General features: G+C 70.5%; 17 protein-coding genes. 4 read left to right on the plus strand and 13 right to left on the minus strand.

The window, feature by feature from the left end; genetic code table 11:
- Positions 1–69: 69 nt before the first annotated feature.
- The gene (locus tag ACUKCB_RS09920; RefSeq protein ID WP_473040226.1) at positions 70–1,101 is read left to right on the plus strand and encodes a hypothetical protein; all 1,032 of its coding nucleotides are present in this window, start codon (positions 70–72) and stop codon (positions 1,099–1,101) included.
- A gap of 250 nt (positions 1,102–1,351) precedes the next feature.
- Here the strand turns inward: ACUKCB_RS09920 and ACUKCB_RS09925 are convergent, their stop codons facing one another.
- From ACUKCB_RS09925 to ACUKCB_RS09960, 8 genes are all read right to left on the minus strand, one after another.
- Positions 1,352–1,774, minus strand: coding sequence for a hypothetical protein (locus tag ACUKCB_RS09925; RefSeq protein ID WP_473040227.1), 423 nt, complete (start codon positions 1,772–1,774; stop codon positions 1,352–1,354).
- A 653-nt stretch (positions 1,775–2,427) separates the two neighbouring features.
- Complete coding sequence (locus tag ACUKCB_RS09930; protein ID WP_473040228.1) at positions 2,428–3,405, minus strand: hypothetical protein; 978 nt, start codon at positions 3,403–3,405, stop codon at positions 2,428–2,430.
- Positions 3,406–3,582: 177 nt separating this feature from the next.
- Complete coding sequence (locus ACUKCB_RS09935; protein WP_473040229.1) at positions 3,583–4,833, minus strand: cytochrome P450 family protein; 1,251 nt, start codon at positions 4,831–4,833, stop codon at positions 3,583–3,585.
- On the minus strand, positions 4,833–6,050 hold the full coding sequence (locus ACUKCB_RS09940) for a cytochrome P450 (protein ID WP_473040230.1): 1,218 nt from the start codon (positions 6,048–6,050) through the stop codon (positions 4,833–4,835). Before ACUKCB_RS09940 ends, ACUKCB_RS09935 begins: the two co-directional genes overlap by 1 nt.
- A complete protein-coding gene (locus ACUKCB_RS09945; RefSeq protein WP_473040231.1) occupies positions 6,047–6,676 on the minus strand; it encodes a GTP-binding protein in 630 nt (209 codons plus the stop codon). The genes ACUKCB_RS09940 and ACUKCB_RS09945 overlap by 4 nt, the downstream gene beginning before the upstream one ends.
- Positions 6,657–7,013 (minus strand): DUF742 domain-containing protein, encoded by a 357-nt coding sequence (locus ACUKCB_RS09950; RefSeq protein WP_473040232.1) that lies wholly within the window; start codon positions 7,011–7,013, stop codon positions 6,657–6,659. The genes ACUKCB_RS09945 and ACUKCB_RS09950 overlap by 20 nt, the downstream gene beginning before the upstream one ends.
- Entirely contained in the window at positions 7,010–7,414 is a 405-nt protein-coding gene (locus tag ACUKCB_RS09955; RefSeq protein WP_473040233.1) for a roadblock/LC7 domain-containing protein, read from the minus strand. The genes ACUKCB_RS09950 and ACUKCB_RS09955 overlap by 4 nt, the downstream gene beginning before the upstream one ends.
- Complete coding sequence (locus ACUKCB_RS09960) at positions 7,414–8,766, minus strand: ATP-binding protein (protein ID WP_473040234.1); 1,353 nt, start codon at positions 8,764–8,766, stop codon at positions 7,414–7,416. Before ACUKCB_RS09960 ends, ACUKCB_RS09955 begins: the two co-directional genes overlap by 1 nt.
- A 751-nt stretch (positions 8,767–9,517) precedes the next feature.
- On the opposite strand from ACUKCB_RS09960, the gene ACUKCB_RS09965 reads away from it, so the two are divergent.
- Positions 9,518–9,901: an RNA polymerase-binding protein RbpA gene (locus ACUKCB_RS09965; RefSeq protein WP_191271020.1), complete on the plus strand. Its 384-nt coding sequence runs from the start codon at positions 9,518–9,520 to the stop codon at positions 9,899–9,901.
- 87 nt (positions 9,902–9,988) lie between these two features.
- On the opposite strand, the gene ACUKCB_RS09970 is transcribed toward ACUKCB_RS09965, so the two are convergent.
- The 4 genes from ACUKCB_RS09970 to ACUKCB_RS09985 form a co-directional block, all read right to left on the minus strand.
- Positions 9,989–10,792, minus strand: a complete 804-nt coding sequence (locus ACUKCB_RS09970; RefSeq protein WP_473040235.1) for an HAD-IIA family hydrolase — start codon at positions 10,790–10,792, stop codon at positions 9,989–9,991.
- Positions 10,793–10,891: 99 nt separating this feature from the next.
- Positions 10,892–11,689 carry an SCO1664 family protein gene (locus ACUKCB_RS09975; RefSeq protein ID WP_473040236.1) on the minus strand — a complete coding sequence of 266 codons (798 nt, stop codon included), beginning with the start codon at positions 11,687–11,689 and terminating at the stop codon, positions 10,892–10,894.
- A 5-nt stretch (positions 11,690–11,694) separates the two neighbouring features.
- Positions 11,695–12,276: a DUF3090 domain-containing protein gene (locus tag ACUKCB_RS09980; RefSeq protein WP_473040237.1), complete on the minus strand. Its 582-nt coding sequence runs from the start codon at positions 12,274–12,276 to the stop codon at positions 11,695–11,697.
- Positions 12,277–12,451: 175 nt separating this feature from the next.
- Positions 12,452–13,201, minus strand: a complete 750-nt coding sequence (locus tag ACUKCB_RS09985) for an MSMEG_4193 family putative phosphomutase (RefSeq protein ID WP_473040238.1) — start codon at positions 13,199–13,201, stop codon at positions 12,452–12,454.
- A 212-nt stretch (positions 13,202–13,413) separates the two neighbouring features.
- Between ACUKCB_RS09985 and ACUKCB_RS09990 the strand changes: the two genes are divergently transcribed.
- Positions 13,414–14,361, plus strand: a complete 948-nt coding sequence (locus ACUKCB_RS09990; RefSeq protein ID WP_473040239.1) for an aldo/keto reductase — start codon at positions 13,414–13,416, stop codon at positions 14,359–14,361.
- Here ACUKCB_RS09990 and ACUKCB_RS09995 read toward each other — a convergent pair.
- On the minus strand, positions 14,358–16,628 hold the full coding sequence (locus ACUKCB_RS09995) for an LLM class flavin-dependent oxidoreductase (RefSeq protein WP_473040240.1): 2,271 nt from the start codon (positions 16,626–16,628) through the stop codon (positions 14,358–14,360). The genes ACUKCB_RS09990 and ACUKCB_RS09995 overlap by 4 nt on opposite strands.
- Positions 16,629–16,725: 97 nt before the next feature.
- Here ACUKCB_RS09995 and ACUKCB_RS10000 point away from each other — a divergent pair, with 97 nt between their 5' ends.
- On the plus strand, positions 16,726–17,298 hold the full coding sequence (locus ACUKCB_RS10000; protein ID WP_473040241.1) for a MarR family winged helix-turn-helix transcriptional regulator: 573 nt from the start codon (positions 16,726–16,728) through the stop codon (positions 17,296–17,298).
- The last annotated feature ends 75 nt before the right edge of the window (positions 17,299–17,373 follow it).

A 17,373-nucleotide genomic window follows, 5' to 3' on the forward strand; every position in this document is an offset into this window, starting at 1 on the left:
CTCGAGCGATGGTTTCCTCTCGTTCCGCGGCCCCGTCCACCCGGCCACCGGCTCACCGACCGGGTCGACATGATCAGCCAGGACGCTGTTCTGGCCCGCGAGGGGACCGGGCAAGAGGCGCTGGACGCGGCCTCGCGTGTCTACAACGGGGCCGCTCTGATCGCCTCCGACACCGGACAGCAGGAGTTGGCCCGCACCTGGTGTTGGGAGCATGCCGAGCACTACCTCGCCCGCCTTCCGTTGAACGCAACGATGGCCCAACGTGCCCTGGAGCCCGTGGTGAACCTGGCCCGTTTGCGGATCCGCGCGGGCGATGGTGGACAGGCCTTCACGATGCTCACTGCCCTTCACGAAGGAGTGCGTACAGGGCAGGCGACCGTGTTCGACGGTCGAACGCTGCCCCTAGGTCGCTTCACCGCGACCGAGGCTGATCATGATGAACTGCACCGGTGGGTGTGGACGGTCCTGCTCGGTGACGGGCTCCGCGCCCTGACCTCAGCAGGCCGGTGGGACGAAGCCACAGACCAGGCTCAGCGGCACGGCGGAGTCGGGGATCGGCTCTTCGACGGGCGCCAGACCCTGATCATCGCCCATCTGTTGTCAGGCCGAACCGAGCACGCCCTGGCGCTCATCGAGGGCTCGGCCGCGCAAGAGCCGTGGGACCAGGCGCTCCGAGCGGTCCTGAACCTGTGGTGTCGAGCGGAACTCTCGGATCAGGCCTCGCTCGAAGTCGATGATCTTAGCGAGAGTGTCAGTCAGGCATTCGATGTGAGCCGACCTCTGTTCTCCACACGGCTCGGCTTGGCAGCACTGCACCTGCTTCACCGTGTGGGAGCCGAAACAACAGATCTCACCAACACGGTGACGGCAATCGTCCTACGTGCCGAGGACGGGTACGCTGCCCGAGAGCTGCTCAGCTCGTGGAAGGGCACAGCTGATCAGAACAGGGATTTAGCGAGAGTGCTTCGCGTTTCCGGTCTCACCGGGACTGGCCTCCCCATGTACCTACACGATCGATTGACGAACGCGGTCATGACGGCGGCCGACAGACTCGACGCAGCCTTCCCTTCAACCGCTGCTCCGGACCGGGGAACCAAGTAGTCCAGAACCTTGTCATCACACCGGCCTCCGCAACCAGTATTAGTTGCGGAGGTCCTTGGTATTATAATGCGCTGAACCCACACCTCGAAGCACGGCGAGTGCCGGTAGGCGGCCCCGACAAACACCAGATCCACAACGGAACATTGCGCACCACGGGAACCTTGACCGCAGAAAGAACTCTACCGAGCAACCCCGCCCAAGAAAGTTCGGAGAAGATAACCCCCAAACCTTCTTCACCGAGTCTCCCGTTTCACTCCCCCGGGAAGATCTCACGATTCCTCCGGTCGGGAGAAATTTTCAACTGCCGAACTTCGGGAAGTTCACGCGGGGGAGAGCCAGAGACCCAGGCGTATTCAACAGCTGATATCCTGCCATCGTCCAGCCACACCAGGATCTCCCCCAGATATTCTCCGCGCTCACCCAAGACGCTCACATCCACCGGAGCAATGATATTCCGAACCGATGACCGTGGAGTTGTCTCCGGAACTTCAATATCGATACTCGGCAAATCTGAACCCCAGTTTCCGCTGACGCGCGCAGTTTGCACCTGCTGGCGAAGCCCTTCGAAACCAGGAATGTCGCGGGACAGGATCTCTTCGAGGACACCCTTCTCCCTTGGGCTCAACTCCCTCAAAGGACAGTCGGAACCGTAATCCCTAATTCTTTGGAACATCCCACCGCGGCCCTCTCTTTGGAGACCCAGGATACAGGGGAGTACAGGGAAACGGTTTCAGAGCCGGTCTTCCCTGGCGAATCCGTCGGAGAACCGTGCTGATGCGGGTCACCGTCCTGGAGACACCTCACTCCGGGTCCGGGCATCCAAAGCCAGAGCGCCCTCTCCCACAGCCAGAGTCTCCCGCCCACCCCCTTTCCGAGCGATACGGGCACCACCGGATCCGTCGAAGTCAAACGCGGCGGGCCACAACTGGAGCCGGGAAGGGTCCTCCGCTTGGAGGGCAGGCACCCATCCGCCACGGGGCGCCCATGCCCTCGGCGGGTACGGCCAGGTGCGCCATGGCCGAGGCCTCACGGCGCGAGCCGGCATGGGTGTGTACGGCGGTATAGGACACCATCCGCAGCACCGCTGGGGGAGACAACTCACGGGTAGCCATCGGACACCACCGAGGGCCGGTGTGTGCTCCGTTTTCGCTCCGCAGTTTTGGACCGGGGCGTCAGCAGGCGGCATGACGCGGCACAGAATGGCAACCTGATTCGGATGATGTGGGACGCAACGGCATGAAGTGCCACGTGGCGGCACCCGGGCACCGAACTTCTCATCCGATGGTTCCGGCCGGGATCAGAAGAGGCCCCCGACCACGCGGCTGTTCACTCGACAGGGAACTCCAGGTCGACGGTGGCGAAGCACTCGTCCAGGCAGCCGGTCACGGCCAGGTCGCCGCCCACCTCCGGGCCGCTGAAGAACAGGGCGGTCTGGGTGGCGGTCCCCGCGTCCAGCTCGTACTCCCCCACGGCCTCCTCGGCCCGGTGCTCGTGGCCGTCCGGGGCGGTGTAGGTGGCTCCGAACAGGTCCAGGGCGACGTCGTCCACCGTGGTGAACTCGGCGGTGACGACCAGGGCGTCGTCGGTGACGCTCTGGTAGGCGGTCAGCAGGTGGACGTCGACCCCCTCCGAGCTGTCGGCGACACCGCTGCCGGAGACCAGGCGCTTGCCGGGGTCCTGGCCGTCGATGAGGAAACCGGTGATCAGGCCGTCCTCCGTGGTGAACCGGTCGAAGACGACGCACACGGGCCCACCGGTGTCCGGTCGGCACAGCTCGAAGCCCTCCTCGGAGGGTTCCAGGGTGGCGCTCGGGCGGGTGTCGCCGGCCGAGTCCCAGGCGCTGAACAGCTGGACGTGGTGGCGCAGGTAGGTGTGGGCGGTCGAGTCCTCCGCGGTCAGGGTCAGCCCCTCGCGCATCCGCTCGGGATCGTCGCTCGCGGCGAGGGCAGCCATGTACTCGGCCGCCTCGTCCGGGATCTCCTCCCCGGACTCCTCCGGCGCGGCCGTTCCCCCGGGTTCCGTCGGCTCCCCGGTCCCGGCGCCGGGATCGGGGGCGGGTTCGGAACCGGGATCGGGCGAGGGCTCCCCCGGATCGGGCTCGGAGGTCCGCTCGGGTCCGGAGGTCTGCTCCGGGTCGCCGACCGGCTCCTCCGCCCCGGGGACGGGGGTCTCCTGCCCCTGGTCGCCGGGTTCGGAGACCTCCCGTTCGTCTGCGGACGGCACGAGTTCGCGGACTCCGCCCAGGTCGCATCCGGTCAGGAGAAGGACCAGGATGGCGGCGGCGGTCACGACCGACTTCGGCATGTCCTGACGTCCTCTCGGAACGACATTCGGACTGCCGATTTTAGGGTGGATTAGTGATAATAGTCCGCTTTCAACCTTTTTTGGGGGTTTCCTGAATTCCCTCTGTCCCCCCGTGACCTGGTCCCCGGAACAGCGCCGCCGGGCCCTCCCGGAGACGGCCCGGCGGCGAACCCCGTGCTACCCCCGGGGACGCAGGAGGACCGGGAGCTCCTTGAGGCTGTTGACCAGGAGCGAGGGGTTGAGTTCCAACTCCTCGTCGGCGACCGCCAGGGTCAGGTCCGGGAAGCGCTCGAAGAGCATCGGCAGGATGACGCCCGCCTCCAGACGGGACAGAGGCGCGCCCGGGCACACGTGCGGGCCGTAGCCGAAGGAGATGTGGCGGCCCCTGGTCCGGGCCGGGTCGAACACGTGCACGTCCTCGCCGTACTCCTCCCGGTCGACGGTCACCGCGCCGTAGTGGGTCATCAGGGCCTCGCCCTTGCGGATGGTCACCCCGCCGATCTCGATGTCCTCGGTGGCGAAGCGGAACAGCATCGAGATGTTGGGCGGGTCGTAGCGCAGGGTCTCCTCGACCACTGAGTCCCAACCGATTTCGCCCTTCTTGACCAGGTCGAGCTGCTCGGGGTGGGCCAGCAGGGCGCGCACCGCGCTGTTGAGCAGGTTCACGGTGGTCTCGTGCCCGGCCACGATGACGTTCAGGAGAATCTGCCGGATCTCACCGTCGCTGAGACGGTCTCCGTCCGGGCCCTCACCGAACAGGTCGGTGGTCATGTCGTCGCCCGGTTCGGCCTTCTTGGCGGCGACCACGTCAGCGAAGAAGCTCTGGAGGGTCGAGTAGGTCTCCACGAACCGCTCCGCGGTGTTGGTGGAGTCGAAGAGCGCGTTGCACAGGTCGCCGAGGTACGGGTAGTGGCTCGGGTCGATCCCGTAGAGCTCGCCGACGACCCCGATCGGGATGGGGAAGGTGAACTCCGACTTCAGGTCCAGGGGCTGGTCGGCCCTGAGCTCCAACCGGTCGAGCGTGTCGGCGGTGATCTGCTCGATCCTCGGGCGCAGCCGCTCCACCCGGCGCGCCGAGAACGGCTTGGCGATGTGGTTGCGCAGCCTCTTGTGCGGTGCGCCGTCCAGGCCCAGCATGTCCTCGGTGCCCATGGGGACGGTCAACAGCAGCGGCCACCCTTCGGGGATCCGCCCGGCCTGGAAGTCGGCCCAGTGCTCGGCGTCCTTGACCAGGCGGGGGTCGTTGAGGGTGGCTTTGGTGACTTCGTGGTGCGTGGTGGCCCAGGCCGTCACCTCGCCGGGCAGCTGGACTCGGGCGACGGGCCCGGCCTGGTAGAGGCGCTCACGCTCGGCGGGCAGGCTGTCCACCACGGGGTGGATGACCGTGATGTCGTCGGAACCGTCGGTGTGGGAGACGGGGCAGGGCATCAGTGGACTCCTTGGGGGAGGGTGGGGGTGAAGGTGACCGGGAGGACGGCGACCCCCCGAACCCATGGGGAGGGGCGCCAGCGCAGGTCTTGGGCCGGAATGGCGAGTTCGGTGTCGGGCAACCGGTCCAACAGGACCTCGATCCCCGTGGTGGCGATGGTCTCCGCGATCTCCTGGGCCGGATAGGGGCACCGGTGCTCACCGTGGGAGAAGGACAGGTGTGCCTTGTTGCCCCGTTCCCCGGAGGCCCCCGAATCCGGGCGCACCCGCGGGTCGCGGTTGGCGGCGGCCAGGCTGAGGAGCACCAGGTCGCCCTGGCGGATGAACTGGCCGCCCAGCTCCACGTCGTGCACGGCGTACCGGCCCGCGTGGATCTGGCACGGGCTGTCCTCCCACAGCACCTGGGACAGGGCCTCCCCCGCGCTGCTGCGGGCCCCGGCCATCGAGGCGGAGAAACGGCTGTCGGTGAGCATCAGCCGCAGCGCGTTGCCCATCCACTCGGCGGTGGTCTGTTGACCGGCGGCGATAATGGCCAGCAGGTCGACGACGAGCTCCTCGTCGCTGTACCCGGCAGGGTGCGAGATCATACGGGACACCACGTCGGCCCCGGCTCTGGCCCGGCGTTCCAGCACCAACTGCCGGAGTGCCGCGCTGAGCTCCAGGTAGGCCTGTTGGGAGTCCGCCTCGGCGTCGAGCATGGTGGTGATCTTGGCGCTGAGCGCGTCCCCCTGGTCGTCGTCCAGACCGTACATCCAGCACAGGACCAGGGCCGGGAGCCGATAGGCGTACAGCGATCTCAGGTCCGTCTCGCCCGAGGCGCAGAAGGAGTCGATGAGCCGGTCCGCGATCCGTGTGATCACCCTGCGCAGCTCGTAGGGTTCCACCCCGTTCAGGGCCTCGTTGATCACCAGGGCGTGCCGCCGGTGCTGTTCCCCCTCCGCGTGCTGAATGTTCGGTGCCGGGAACACCAAAGGCATGAGCGGCCAGTCCGAGGGCACCCCCTCCCAGCCGTTCCACCTGCGGGAGTCGCTACCGAAGATCTTCGGGTTGCTCAGCACGTGGTGGAGCTCCCGGTACCCCAGCACCAACCAGGCGGGGACGTCGCCGTCCAGCCGCACGCGCACGACCGGGCCGTGGGCCGAACGCATGCTCTCGAAGTGTCCGGTGGGGTCGGACTGGAAGTCGGGGCCGTACAACTGGACGGGGCAGCCGCTCATCCGGCCCTCCTCGTGATCAGGGAACGCACGTGGTGTACGAGCGCGATGAGGACCTGCTTGGCCGATTCCCGTTCCCGGGCGTCGCACCGCACGAGCGGGACGGCGGGGTCCAGGTCGAGGGCGGAGCGCACCTCGTCCAGGGTGTGTTCGGTGTCACCGAAGTCGTTGTGCGCGACGATGAACGGGGTGCCCTGCGCCTCCAGGCGGTCGATGGCGTAGAAGGAGTCCTCCAGGCGCCGGGTGTCGACGAGCACGACCGCGCCCAGGGCCCCGGTGAAGAGCCGGTCCCACAGGAACCAGAAGCGCTCCTGTCCCGGGGCTCCGAAGAGGTAGAGGACCGAGGTGGCGTCCAGGGTGATGCGGCCGAAGTCGAAGGCGACGGTGGTGGTGCGCTTGCCCTCCACCCCGCTGAGGTCGTCGACCCCGTTCCCCGCCCGGGTCATGGTCTCCTCCGTGGTCAGCGGACGGATCTCGCTGACCGAGCGGACCAGGGTGGTCTTGCCGACCCCGAAACCGCCGACGACGGCGATCTTCAGGGCCTGTTCCGTGCTGTCGGCGAGCGGGGAGGCCGGCCCGTCGGGCGGGGTGCCGGGTTCAGGGGCTGGTTCAGAGGTTGTGGAGTGCAACGAGCACCTTCTCCAACACGTCCGGTGAGGCGAGCGGGTGCGCCGGTGAAGGCGCGGGGACCGGGTGACGTGCGGTCACCCGGCCGGTGTCGATCAGGTCGGTGAGCAGGATGCGCACGACCGTCACGGGCAGGCGCAGGTGGGCGGCGACCTCGACCACGGCCATGGGGCTGACGCACAGGCGCAGGATCTCGGCGTGCTCGGACTGCATGCCCTGGGTCGGGAGGCACTCGGCGACGATGAGTGTCACCGCGTCCAGGGAGTCGTCGGCCCCGCTGCTGCGCCCCGAGGTGATGACGTAGAGCCGGTCGGGGCTCTCCCCGCGGTGTGAGCTCATACCGTCTCGGCCCCGGCCCGGGGCGGTGTGGTCAGGTGCTCGCCCATCTGTTCGACCAGCTCGTTCATGTTGTGGCCGACCAGTCCCGGTTCCGCATCGTCGCTGGTGACAACGGCGAGGTGGGTGCCGTGGCCGGCCTCGACGATGAAGAGCAGGCCGCCGTAGAACTCGGCCATCGCCTGGCGTACGCCGCCTCTGCCGTCACCGAACTCCACCGAGGCGCTGTGTGCCAGGCTCTGCACCCCGGCCGCGATGGCGGCGAGGTGGTCGGCGCTGTCGGTGCTCAGGCCCGAGCTGTGGCAGAGCTTGAGCCCGTCCCGGGAGAGCACGAGCGCGTGCCGGGTGCCCGGTGTGTGTTCCAGGAGGCCTTCGAGCAGCCAGGTCAGCTTGTTGAGGTCCATCAGGTGTCCTTCGGTGAGTCAGTCGGCCCCTGGCCGCGCACCGCGGATCGGAACGCGCCGAAATCCTTCGCCGAGGCGGGGGGACTGGGTTTTTCGGGGGCGGGTTGTCTGCGCTCCGCGGCGGCGAGGGTCCGGCCCCGGCGGCGCTGCGGCAGGCCGTTCTCCGCCCTGGGTGCCGGAGCGGAGTCGGCGGGAGCTGCCGCCGTCTTTCGGGGGGAGGGTTCGGGGGCGACGACCGGCTGGGGCGCCGTGGGGGCGGGCAGCGGTTTGATGAGCCGCTGGGGCAGGAGCAGGATCACGGCCGTGCCGCCGCGTGAGGAGGAGCGGAAGGAGACTTCGAGGCCGTAGCGGTGGGCGATCTGCCCGACGACCGCCAGGCCCAGGCGTGAACCGGAGATGGCGGAGAGGTCGAGTCCGCCCTCCACCGCCTGGCGGGCCCGGCGCAGCGCCTCCTCTCCCATGACGAGACCGCCGTCCTCGACCATGATCGCCACCCCGGCCTGGACCTCCTCCACGTGGACGTGGACCTCGGCGGTGGGCGGGGAGAACTTGGCCGCGTTGTCGAGGAGCTCGGCCAGCGCGTGGATGACCCCCTCCGCGGCGAACCCGGCGACCGCGAGTTCGGAGACGCTGTGGGTGCGGACCCTCTGGTAGGCGCCGATGCGGCCCATGGCGCCGCGCAGGATGCTCTCCATCGGGATGGCGCGGCCCCACCTGCGTCCCGAACGCGCTCCGGTGAGGATGGCGATGCTGTCGGCGACCCGCCCGGTCTGGGCCGTGGTGTGGTCCAGGTGCATCAGGTCGCCGAGGACGTCGGCCCCGGCGCTGCCGTCGCCGTGGCGTTCCTGCATCTGGCGCAGGTCGGCGAGCATCGTGGTGGTCAGTGCCTGGACCCGGCCCGCGGCGGTGGCACAGGCGGCCATGGCGGCGGAGCGGCGGCGTTCGGCGGTGGAGATGCCGGTGGCGACGGCCCGCAGGACGGCGGCGTTCGAGGGATCCGACACTGCGGGCATCCGGTGCAGGGCGGTGTCGGCGGAGTCGCCGTCACGCAGCCGTTCGACCAGGCGGGGCAGGTGCTCCTCGGCGAGGGCCTCGGTTTCGGCCCGTACCTCTTCGACCCGTGCCCGGAGTTCGGCGATCCGGCGGTCCCGGCGCGCGAGGAGAAGCGCCAGGGCCAGGAGCAGCAGGAGGGCGACGCCTCCGGCGACCAGGACCGGCAGCAGCCCTTCCGGGTGAGCGGCCCACAGGGCCCAGCCCCAGGCCGGCAGCACCGGGGCCAGGACGAGAAGCCACCGTTGGGCGGCCGGCCTCGGTGGCAGCGCTCCGCGGGATCGGGGGGATTTGTCAGTCATGGTGCTCCACGTCCGGACATGTCGTCACTCTTCGCACACATTGGAGGGCACACCGAACGGGTGCCGGTAATCAACGTGCGAAGGCGTGCTGAATAGGTGGACGAATTAACTCCAACCTATCTTTTTGTGCACACAGCGAGTCAACATACCATCAAGTTCGTCTGTCGCCTATGTCAGAAAAAGAACAAGATAATGCAATCCAGTGATCGGCCTGGGGCTCCGGCGACACAGGGGGTTCCCGCAGGAATCACCACATCGCGAACTCGGCCCCGATGACACGCGAAAACTCTGCCCCGATCTCTCGGGTACATATCTTGAACTGCGGCGACACCCGGGAAATCCACATCACCGGGAATCGGGCGACCCAACTTGGAGCGGACCGCGCCCACATACGCATCCTGGCGACTCCTCCGCCGGCGCGAGCCGGGTCCGGTTGGTGCACGAAGTCGAGAGGGCGCAGCGCGCGTTCGGGCGGCTTCTCACCCGGCGCGGCCACACCTGGGAGGTCGGGGTGCACGGGTGGGGGCTCGGCGCGGAGGATGTCCCGGGCAGGGATCCGGGACCCGCGACACCCACCCCTTAGAGTGGTGCAGGTCACAAACACCGGAGGGCTCGGTGTCGCAGGCCCTGGCGGCGTGCGCTGCTCCCGAGTCCGCCGGAGTGGTTCGACCTCAGGTCAGCGGGGAATCTTGACGTGGACCGACGCGTTACACCCCGCGAGACCGCACAAGCGCCTGGAGGCACCCACACGATGGCCGAGCGAGCACTTCGCGGCACCCGGCTCGGGGCGACGAGCTACGAGAACGACCGCAACACCGACCTGGCTCCCCGGCAGGAAGTCACCTACGACTGCACACGGGGTCACCGCTTCTCGGTCACCTTCGCGACCGAGGCCGAGATCCCCGCGGAATGGGAATGCCGTTTCTGCGGCGACCGAGCGCTGCGCCGGGACGGCAGCGGCGAGGAGCCCAAGAACACCAAACCGGTCCGCACCCACTGGGACATGCTGCTGGAACGCCGCAGCATGGAGGACCTGGAGGAGGTCCTCGCCGAACGCCTGGCCCTGCTCCGCGCCCGTCGCCGCGAGGAAGCGGCGAAGGTCGAGGAGATCGCCAAGCAGCGGCAGAGCGCCTGACGGCAACGGCCCGAGCGACGACAGCACGGGGGCGGTGGACATGGTCCACCGCCCCCGTCGCCGTGCCCGGGGCGCGATGGGCCCCGGTCAGTCCTCGGCGCCGAAGGGGTTCTGGGTGACACCCACGAGTTCCTTCACCGACTCGATCACCCGGGTGGGCCGGTAGGGGAACTGGTCTGCGGTGCCCCTGTCGGAGATCCCCGAGAGCACCAGCACGGTCTGCAGACCGGCCTCCAGCCCGCTGAGCACGTCGGTGTCCATCCGGTCGCCGACCATCAGGGTGTTCTCCGAGTGCGCTCCGATCCGGCGCAGCGCCGAACGCATCATGAGCGGATTCGGCTTGCCCACGAAGTAGGGCCGACGGCCGGTGGCCTTCTCGATCAGCGCGGCGACGGCACCGGTCGCGGGCAGCGGCCCCTCGGCGCTGGGCCCGGTCTGGTCGGGGTTGGTGGCGATGAAGCGGGCCCCGTTGCGGACGAGCCGGATCGCGCGGGTGATGGCCTCGAAGCTGTAGGTGCGGGTCTCGCCCAGCACCACGTAGTCCGGGTCGCGCTCGGTCATCACGTAACCCACGTTGTGCAGGGCGGTGGTCAGACCCGACTCGCCCACCACGTAGGCCGACCCGCCGGGGCGCTGGGTCTGGAGGAACTGGGCCGTGGCCAGGGCGGAGGTCCAGATGGCCTCCTCGGGGATGTCCAGTCCCGTGTTGAGCAGCCGTGCACGCAGGTCGCGGGGGGTGTAGATGGAGTTGTTCGTCAACACCATGAAGGGGGTCCGCTGCTCGCGGAGCTCCGCGATGAGCGTGTCCGCGCCCGGGATCAGGTGCTCTTCGCGTACGAGCACGCCATCCATGTCGAAAAGGTAGTTCCACTCATTGCTCACGTGCACCATTGTGCAGGTACAGCAGACACCGGCGCCATTCCTACCCCCCGGTAGTCACGCACGACGGGGTTGACGCTCCTCACACCGGGACCGCCCGCACGTGTGCGCTCACACCGGCGGCCAGGGGACCGACGGCCAGTCCGGGGCCGGATAGGGGTGGATACGGTGGTGGATGAGCAGGTCCACCCGGGCGCGGACCGCGTGGACCTCGGGCCCGGTGAGGTGCCCGGCGAGTTCGGCCGACAGGGGGTCGTCCGGGTCCCGCAGACGGGCCCGCACCTCGGACAGGGCGGCCAGTGCCTCCTCGGTGAGCGGTTGGCCCTGCCACTGCCACAGGACGGTGCGCAGCTTGTAGTCCTCCGCGAAGGACACCCCGTGGTCGCAGCCGTACAGGTGCCCCCCGGGGGTGGGCAACAGGTGGCCGATCTTGCGGTCGGAGTTGTTGATGACCGCGTCCAGGACCGCCATCCGCCGCAGCCCGGGGTGGTCGCTCTCCCGGGAGAGCGCGACGAGGTCGACGGTGGTGTCGCCGTGCACCCACAGCTGGACCATGCCCTCGCCGTAGGGTCCGTCCCGGTGGACGGTGGGCGGGACCACCGACCAGCCCAGGGCCTCGGAGACGGCGTAGGCCGACACCTCCCGACCGGCCAGAGTGCCGTCGGGGAAGTCCCACAGCGGACGTTCCCCCGCCACCGGTTTGTACACGCACACGGCCGAACGGCTGCCGTCCGAGACCGTGCAGTACAGGGTGGCGTTGGAGGCCGCGGTCAGACGGCCCTCGACGGTGATCTCGCCCCGGCGCAGCAGGTCGAGCCCTTCAGCGGGGGTGAGCCCGCCGAAGGCGTCCTGGACGTCGGGGGCCGCGGCGGCCGCGCCCGGCCGGGTGCCGGTGGTGTCGTCGTCCACGGCCGTCAGACGAGACGGTCCGGGCGGTAGCCGTTCTGACGCGCGCAGACGTGGCCGTTCGGATCGAGGGGGCGGCCGCACAGCGGGCAGTCGGGGCGCCCCGCGGACACGACCTTCAGGGCCCGTCCGGCGAAGGCGCGCGCCTCCCCGGGGGTGAGGTAGACGCGCAGGACGTCGCGGTGGGCGGGTGCCTCCTCGGCGAAGACCTCCAGCTCCTCCTCGTCGTCCTCCAGCATCTCCTCGGTGGCGGTCTCGTCGATCTCCTGGGCCTCGATGATGACGCGGGCCGCCTCGGCGTCCCAGGCCAGGGCGAGCGTGCCGACCCGGAAGTCCTGTTCGATGGGTTGTTCCAGCGGGCCGTCGTCCTCGGGCGGGGCCACGTCGTCCGGCGGTGTCCCGAACCGGCGGTGCACCTCTTCCAGCAACTCCTCGATACGGGTGGCCAGGGCCTCCACCTGGGCCTTCTCCAGGGCTGCGCTGGTGATGCGGCCCTCACCGACGGCCTGGAGGAAGAAGGTACGGTCCCCAGGCTGACCCACGGTCCCGGCGACGAACCGTTCCGGCGGATTGAACTGAAAGACGGGCATACCAAGAACCTTACGGGATGAAGGTGACACGGTGCGATCCGCCCACGCCAATGCCCGGCATCAGGCGGACTCCGCCGCCTCGAAGGGCAGGAACGGGCACCCTGTCAGGATCCGGTCGGGGACACACCGATGCCTTCCTGGAGGAGTCGTCGGTGTGGTCCGATGGGCGCTCGCCCTAACCGGTTCGGGTGCTTTGGCCCGCGCCTCCGCCGACCGCCGCGTCGCCCCTGGTCTCCGCCGCCGTGGGAAGCGTCCCGGCCAGCGGCTCCCCGGTGTCGTTGAGCTTGTTGAGGAAGGGACGGGTCGCCGTGTAGGTGATGGAGGTGACCGAACAGGGGTCCACGCGCAGGCGCTGGAACAGGTCGAGGTGCATGCCCAGGGCGTCGGCGACGATCGCCTTGATCACGTCGCCGTGGCTGCACACCACGTACACGGGCGGGGGCGCGTCGGCACCGGCCCGCTGGAGCAACAGGCCGTTCCAGTCCCGTACCGCCTCCACGGCGCGGGCCGAGGCCGCGGCCAGGGCCTCCCCGCCGGGGAAGCGGGCGGCGCTCGGGTGGTCCTGGACGACCCGCCACAGGGGCTCGGCCGCGAGGTCGGCGAGGGAACGACCGGTCCAGCTGCCGTAGTCGCACTCCACGAAGCGCTCGTCGGTTGTGACGGGGGCGCCGAGTCGTTCGGAGAGCGTCTCGGCGGTCTCCTGACAGCGTTCGAGCGGGCTCGAGACGAGCGCGGCGGGGGCGAGGCCGTCGAGCCTGTCGGCCAGGAGCGCGGCCTGGGAGCGCCCGTTGTCGTTGAGGTGCACGCCGGGCGCGCGGCCGGCCAGACGGGGCCCGGTGGCGTCGGTCATGCCGTGCCGGACGAGCAGGAGGGTCACCGCCCCGGACGCGGGCGGGGTGTCCTTGGTGTCAGCAGGTGTCGCCATGCGGACAGCCTAGGGGGCCGGGTCCCTCGAAGACGGACACCCGGCACGGGCTTTCCCGCCGGATCCGCCTCCAGGAGCACGGAGCCCGAACCGGCGCTCCGACGGCTCGGGCGGGCCGTGCCGGGGATCGGCTGCTGCCCGAGCTGCGATGACGGTACGCGGACAAGGTGTCCCCAAGGCCTGTCCCGGGCGAACACGGTACTCTCCGCCGCATGGAACAGCGACAGGTGGGCAGATCAGGGCTCTGGGTCTCTCGGACCGCTCTCGGCACGATGACCTGGGGAAAGGACACCTCCGAGGAGGAGGCCGGGCAGCAGCTCACCGCGTTCGTCGACGCGGGCGGGACGCTCGTGGACACGGCGGACATCTACACGGGCGGGCAGAGCGAGCGGATCCTGGGCCGCCTGCTCCGTGGCGCGGTACGCCGCGAGGACGTGGTGGTGGCCACCAAGAGCGGACACACCCCCGAGGGCTACCGGCGGGTGGACGGTTCCCGGCGCCACCTCCTGGGAGCCCTGGACGCGTCGCTGCGCCGGTTGCAGACGGACTACGTGGACCTGTGGCAGCTGCACGTGTTCGACCGGCACACCCCGCCGGAGGAGACCCTCACCGCGATGGAGTCGGCCGTGGCCTCGGGCAAGGCCCGCTACGTGGGGACCGGGAACCTGGAGGCCTGGCAGTTCGCCACGTTGGCGACCTGGCAGCGGGCACAGGCCGGACGGGTGCCCCTGGTGAGCGTCGGCAGCGAGTACTCGCTGCTCAACAGGGGGGCCGACCACGCGCTGCTGCCCGCCGCGGCGGCCAACGGCGCGCACGTGATCGCGTGGTCGCCGCTGGGGCGCGGTGTACTCAGCGCCAAGTACCGCGGGGGCGTCCCGGCGGACTCCCGCGCGGCCTTCCCCCACATGGCGCCCTACGTGGAGCCCTACCTGGACGACCGCAGCCGCCGGGTCGTGGAGTCGGTGTGCACCGCCGCGGAGGGGCTGGGCGTGCCCCCGCTGGCGGTCGCGCTGAGCTGGGCACGCGACCAGGAGGGGGTGGCCGCGGCCGTGGTGGGGCCGCGCACGCTCTCCCAGTTGGAGGAGATCCTCTCGGTCGAGGCCGTGGAACTCCCCCCGAAGATCCGGGACGCCCTGGACGACGCGACCGCTGGCGGCTAACGGACGGGCGCGGGGGCGATCGGGAAGTTCTGGTCGAAGACGTGGTCCGGGTCGTACTCGGCCTTGAGCTCACGCAGCCGCCCCAGCGCGGGTTCGGGGAAGGCCTGCGCCAGGACCTGCGGGCCGGTGCGCGTGTCGAAGCTCAGGTAGAGCCCGCGGGCGGTCTCGCCCAGCTCCGCCCAGCGGCGGTCCAGGAGGTCGGCGCGGCGCCCCATCGCGGCCAGGGAGAAGTTGGCCGACCGGTGGGCGTAGGCGGTGGCGTCCGGTGCGACGTCGTTGACCGCGCCGCCGACCTGGCGCAACTGCATGAAGTACGCGTCACCCGCACCGAGTGTCCGCGCCATGGCCCGTGCCGCCCGGGGGGTGATGTGCTCCAGCAGTGCCGAACGGGAGACCGGGGTCGCGCCTCCGCCGTGCGGCCCCTGGTGGCCGACCAGGACGGCCGGGTAGGGGGCGACCTGGGCGCGCTGGTCCAGGACCGGTCCGACCCGGAGGAAGGGTTCCAGGGCCCGGACGGCGGCGTCGGTGTCGTCTCCCGCGTGGACGACCATCGCCTGGGCCGCGGGACCCTGCCCGCCGTGGCCCGGCCCCATGGTCAGGAACGCGGTGACCTCGCGCGGGGCGGCTTCTGCGGTCGCGCCCCAGGACCGGAGGAACTCCTCGGTGTCGGCGGCGTCGTAGACGAACTGGCCGAGGACGACGTCGCGGACGGGGGAGGCAACGGCCTCCACCGAGGTGAGCACGCCGAAGTTGGCGCCCGCTCCGCGCACCGCCCAGAAGAGTTCGGGGTGGTGCTCGGCGTCCACCCGCAGCACCCGGCCGTCGGCGGTGACCAGTTCGGCGGCGGTGAGCCGGTCGATGGTCAGGCCGTGGGCCCGGGACATGTAGCCCAGGCCCCCGGTGGTGGCGATCCCGCCGACCCCCACTCCCCCGTGGTCGCCCGAGCTGATCGCCAGGCCGTGCCGGTGGAGGGTGGTGGCGACGTCGCCCCAGCGGGCGCCCGCGCCCAGCCGGACCCGGCCGGACCCGGCGTCCAGGACCTCGATCCGGTTCATCCGGCCGAGGTCGACGACGACGCCGCCGTCGTTGGTGGACCGGCCGCTGATGCCGTGTCCGCCGCTGCGCACGTTGAGCGGCACGTCCTGTTCACGGGCGTAGGCCAGGGCCTGGGCGACCTGCCCGGGGTCCGCGGGCCGCAGCACCAGGCCGGGCCTGCCCTGCTGCATGTAGCCGTGCCGGAGCCCGGTGTAGCCCCTGTCACCGGGTTCGACCGCGGTGTCGCGCAGGGCCGCGGGGAGGGCGTCGTAGTCGATGCCGGGGCGGCGGGCGGCCAGGGTCGCGGACGGGCGGACGGGGCCGGTCGGGGTCCCGGCCGAGGTGCGTTCGCTCTCCACCGCCTCCCGAAGGGCGGGGGCCACCTCCCGGCCGAACGCCTGGATGGTGCGCGGGTCGTCCGTGCCCAGGACGAAGGTGCTGATCCCGTTCTCCAGGGCCAGTGGCAGCAGGTCCCGGACCCACTGCTCGGCGGGGCCGCGGAGGAAGCCGCGGCCGGTGGGGAGCAGTGCCGCGCCACTGAGGTTGAGCAGGCGGCGGACCTGGCGGGGATCGCGTCCGGCCCGTACCGCGGACTCGTCGATGATCCGGTTGGACTCCGGCAGGTCCTCGACCCGCAGGTAGCCGAGGCTGGGCAGCCAGCCGTCGGCCTTGGCGCCGACCAGGCGCAGCATGCGCGGTTTGTACGCGCCCAGCCAGATGCCGATCTCGTGGGCGGGTTCGGGACCGCGCCGCATGCCGTGGGCGGAGTAGTGCTCCCCCTGGGCGCGCACCCCGCCCCGGGCGTCGGTGTCCCAGGTGGCGCGGATGAGGTCGACGGCCTCGGAGAGCGCGTCGACGGCCTCCCCGGGCGTGCGGTGGCCGCCGCCCATGGCGTGCACGGCCTCCTGGAAGCCCCCGGCGCCGAGGCCGAGTTCGAAGCGGCCGCCGGAGAGACGGTCGAGGCTGGCGGCCGCACGGGCCAGGACCGCGGGCGGGCGCAGGGGCAGATTGAGCACGTTGCCGGAGACGCGGAGGCGTTCGGTGCGGGCGGCGACCCAGCTCAGCAGGGTCCAGGTGTCGAGGAAGTCGGGGTTGTAGGGGTGGTCCTGGAAGGTGACCAGGTCCAGCCCGGCCGCCTCGGTGAGTTCGGCGAGCCCGACCACCGCGTCGGGGTCCTGGGCACTCGGCGTGACGAAGGTGCCGAACTCCAGGGGGCGGCCGTAGTCGGGCATGGCGGGTTCTCCTCAGAGGATACGAGATCGTTTGTCGGGCAAATGATGGTTTGCACAACTTATCTTCTCGAACACCTATTCCTGGTAATCTCGGACCATGACACCCACCACGCCGGACCGGAACGGCACCGCCGGGGACGGCGATCTGGGCTGGTCCCTGGCCGTGGTGCTGCGCAACTGGCACGAGCGCACGGAGACGGCCCTGGCCGAGCTGCCGCACGGCGGCCGCGGCTACCACGTGCTCGCCGCGCTCTCCCGGGGCGAGGCCCCCACCCAGGCGGCGCTGGCCGAACGGCTGCTCATCGACCGCAGCGTGATGACCTACCTGCTCGACGACCTGGAAGCGGCCGACCTGGTCCGGCGCCGGCCCGACCCGGAGGACCGACGGGTGCGCCGGGTGTGCGCCACCGATCACGGCCGTGCGGTCCTGGCCCGGGTGGGCGCTCTGGTCGAACACGCCGAGGAGCGGGTCCTGGGCGGCCTGGACCCCGAGACCCAGGCCCTGTTCCGGGCCGCCGCCGCACGGGCCGCCACCACGATCCAGGAGTCCTCCCCCGATACCGACCCCTGCGCCGCCGTGATCCGGGTGACCGGGGGCGGGACGGCGTCGGGAGATGCCGGAGGGCGTGCCGGCACCAGGCCCGGGGGCGGACGGCGCGGCACCGGATAGCGCCGCGGCCGACGGACGGGCGCACCTGTGGACAACGGGCGCGGGTGTCCCCGCGAGTCGATAGGCTCCCCCCGA

Source organism: Nocardiopsis moroccensis (assembly GCF_055763695.1).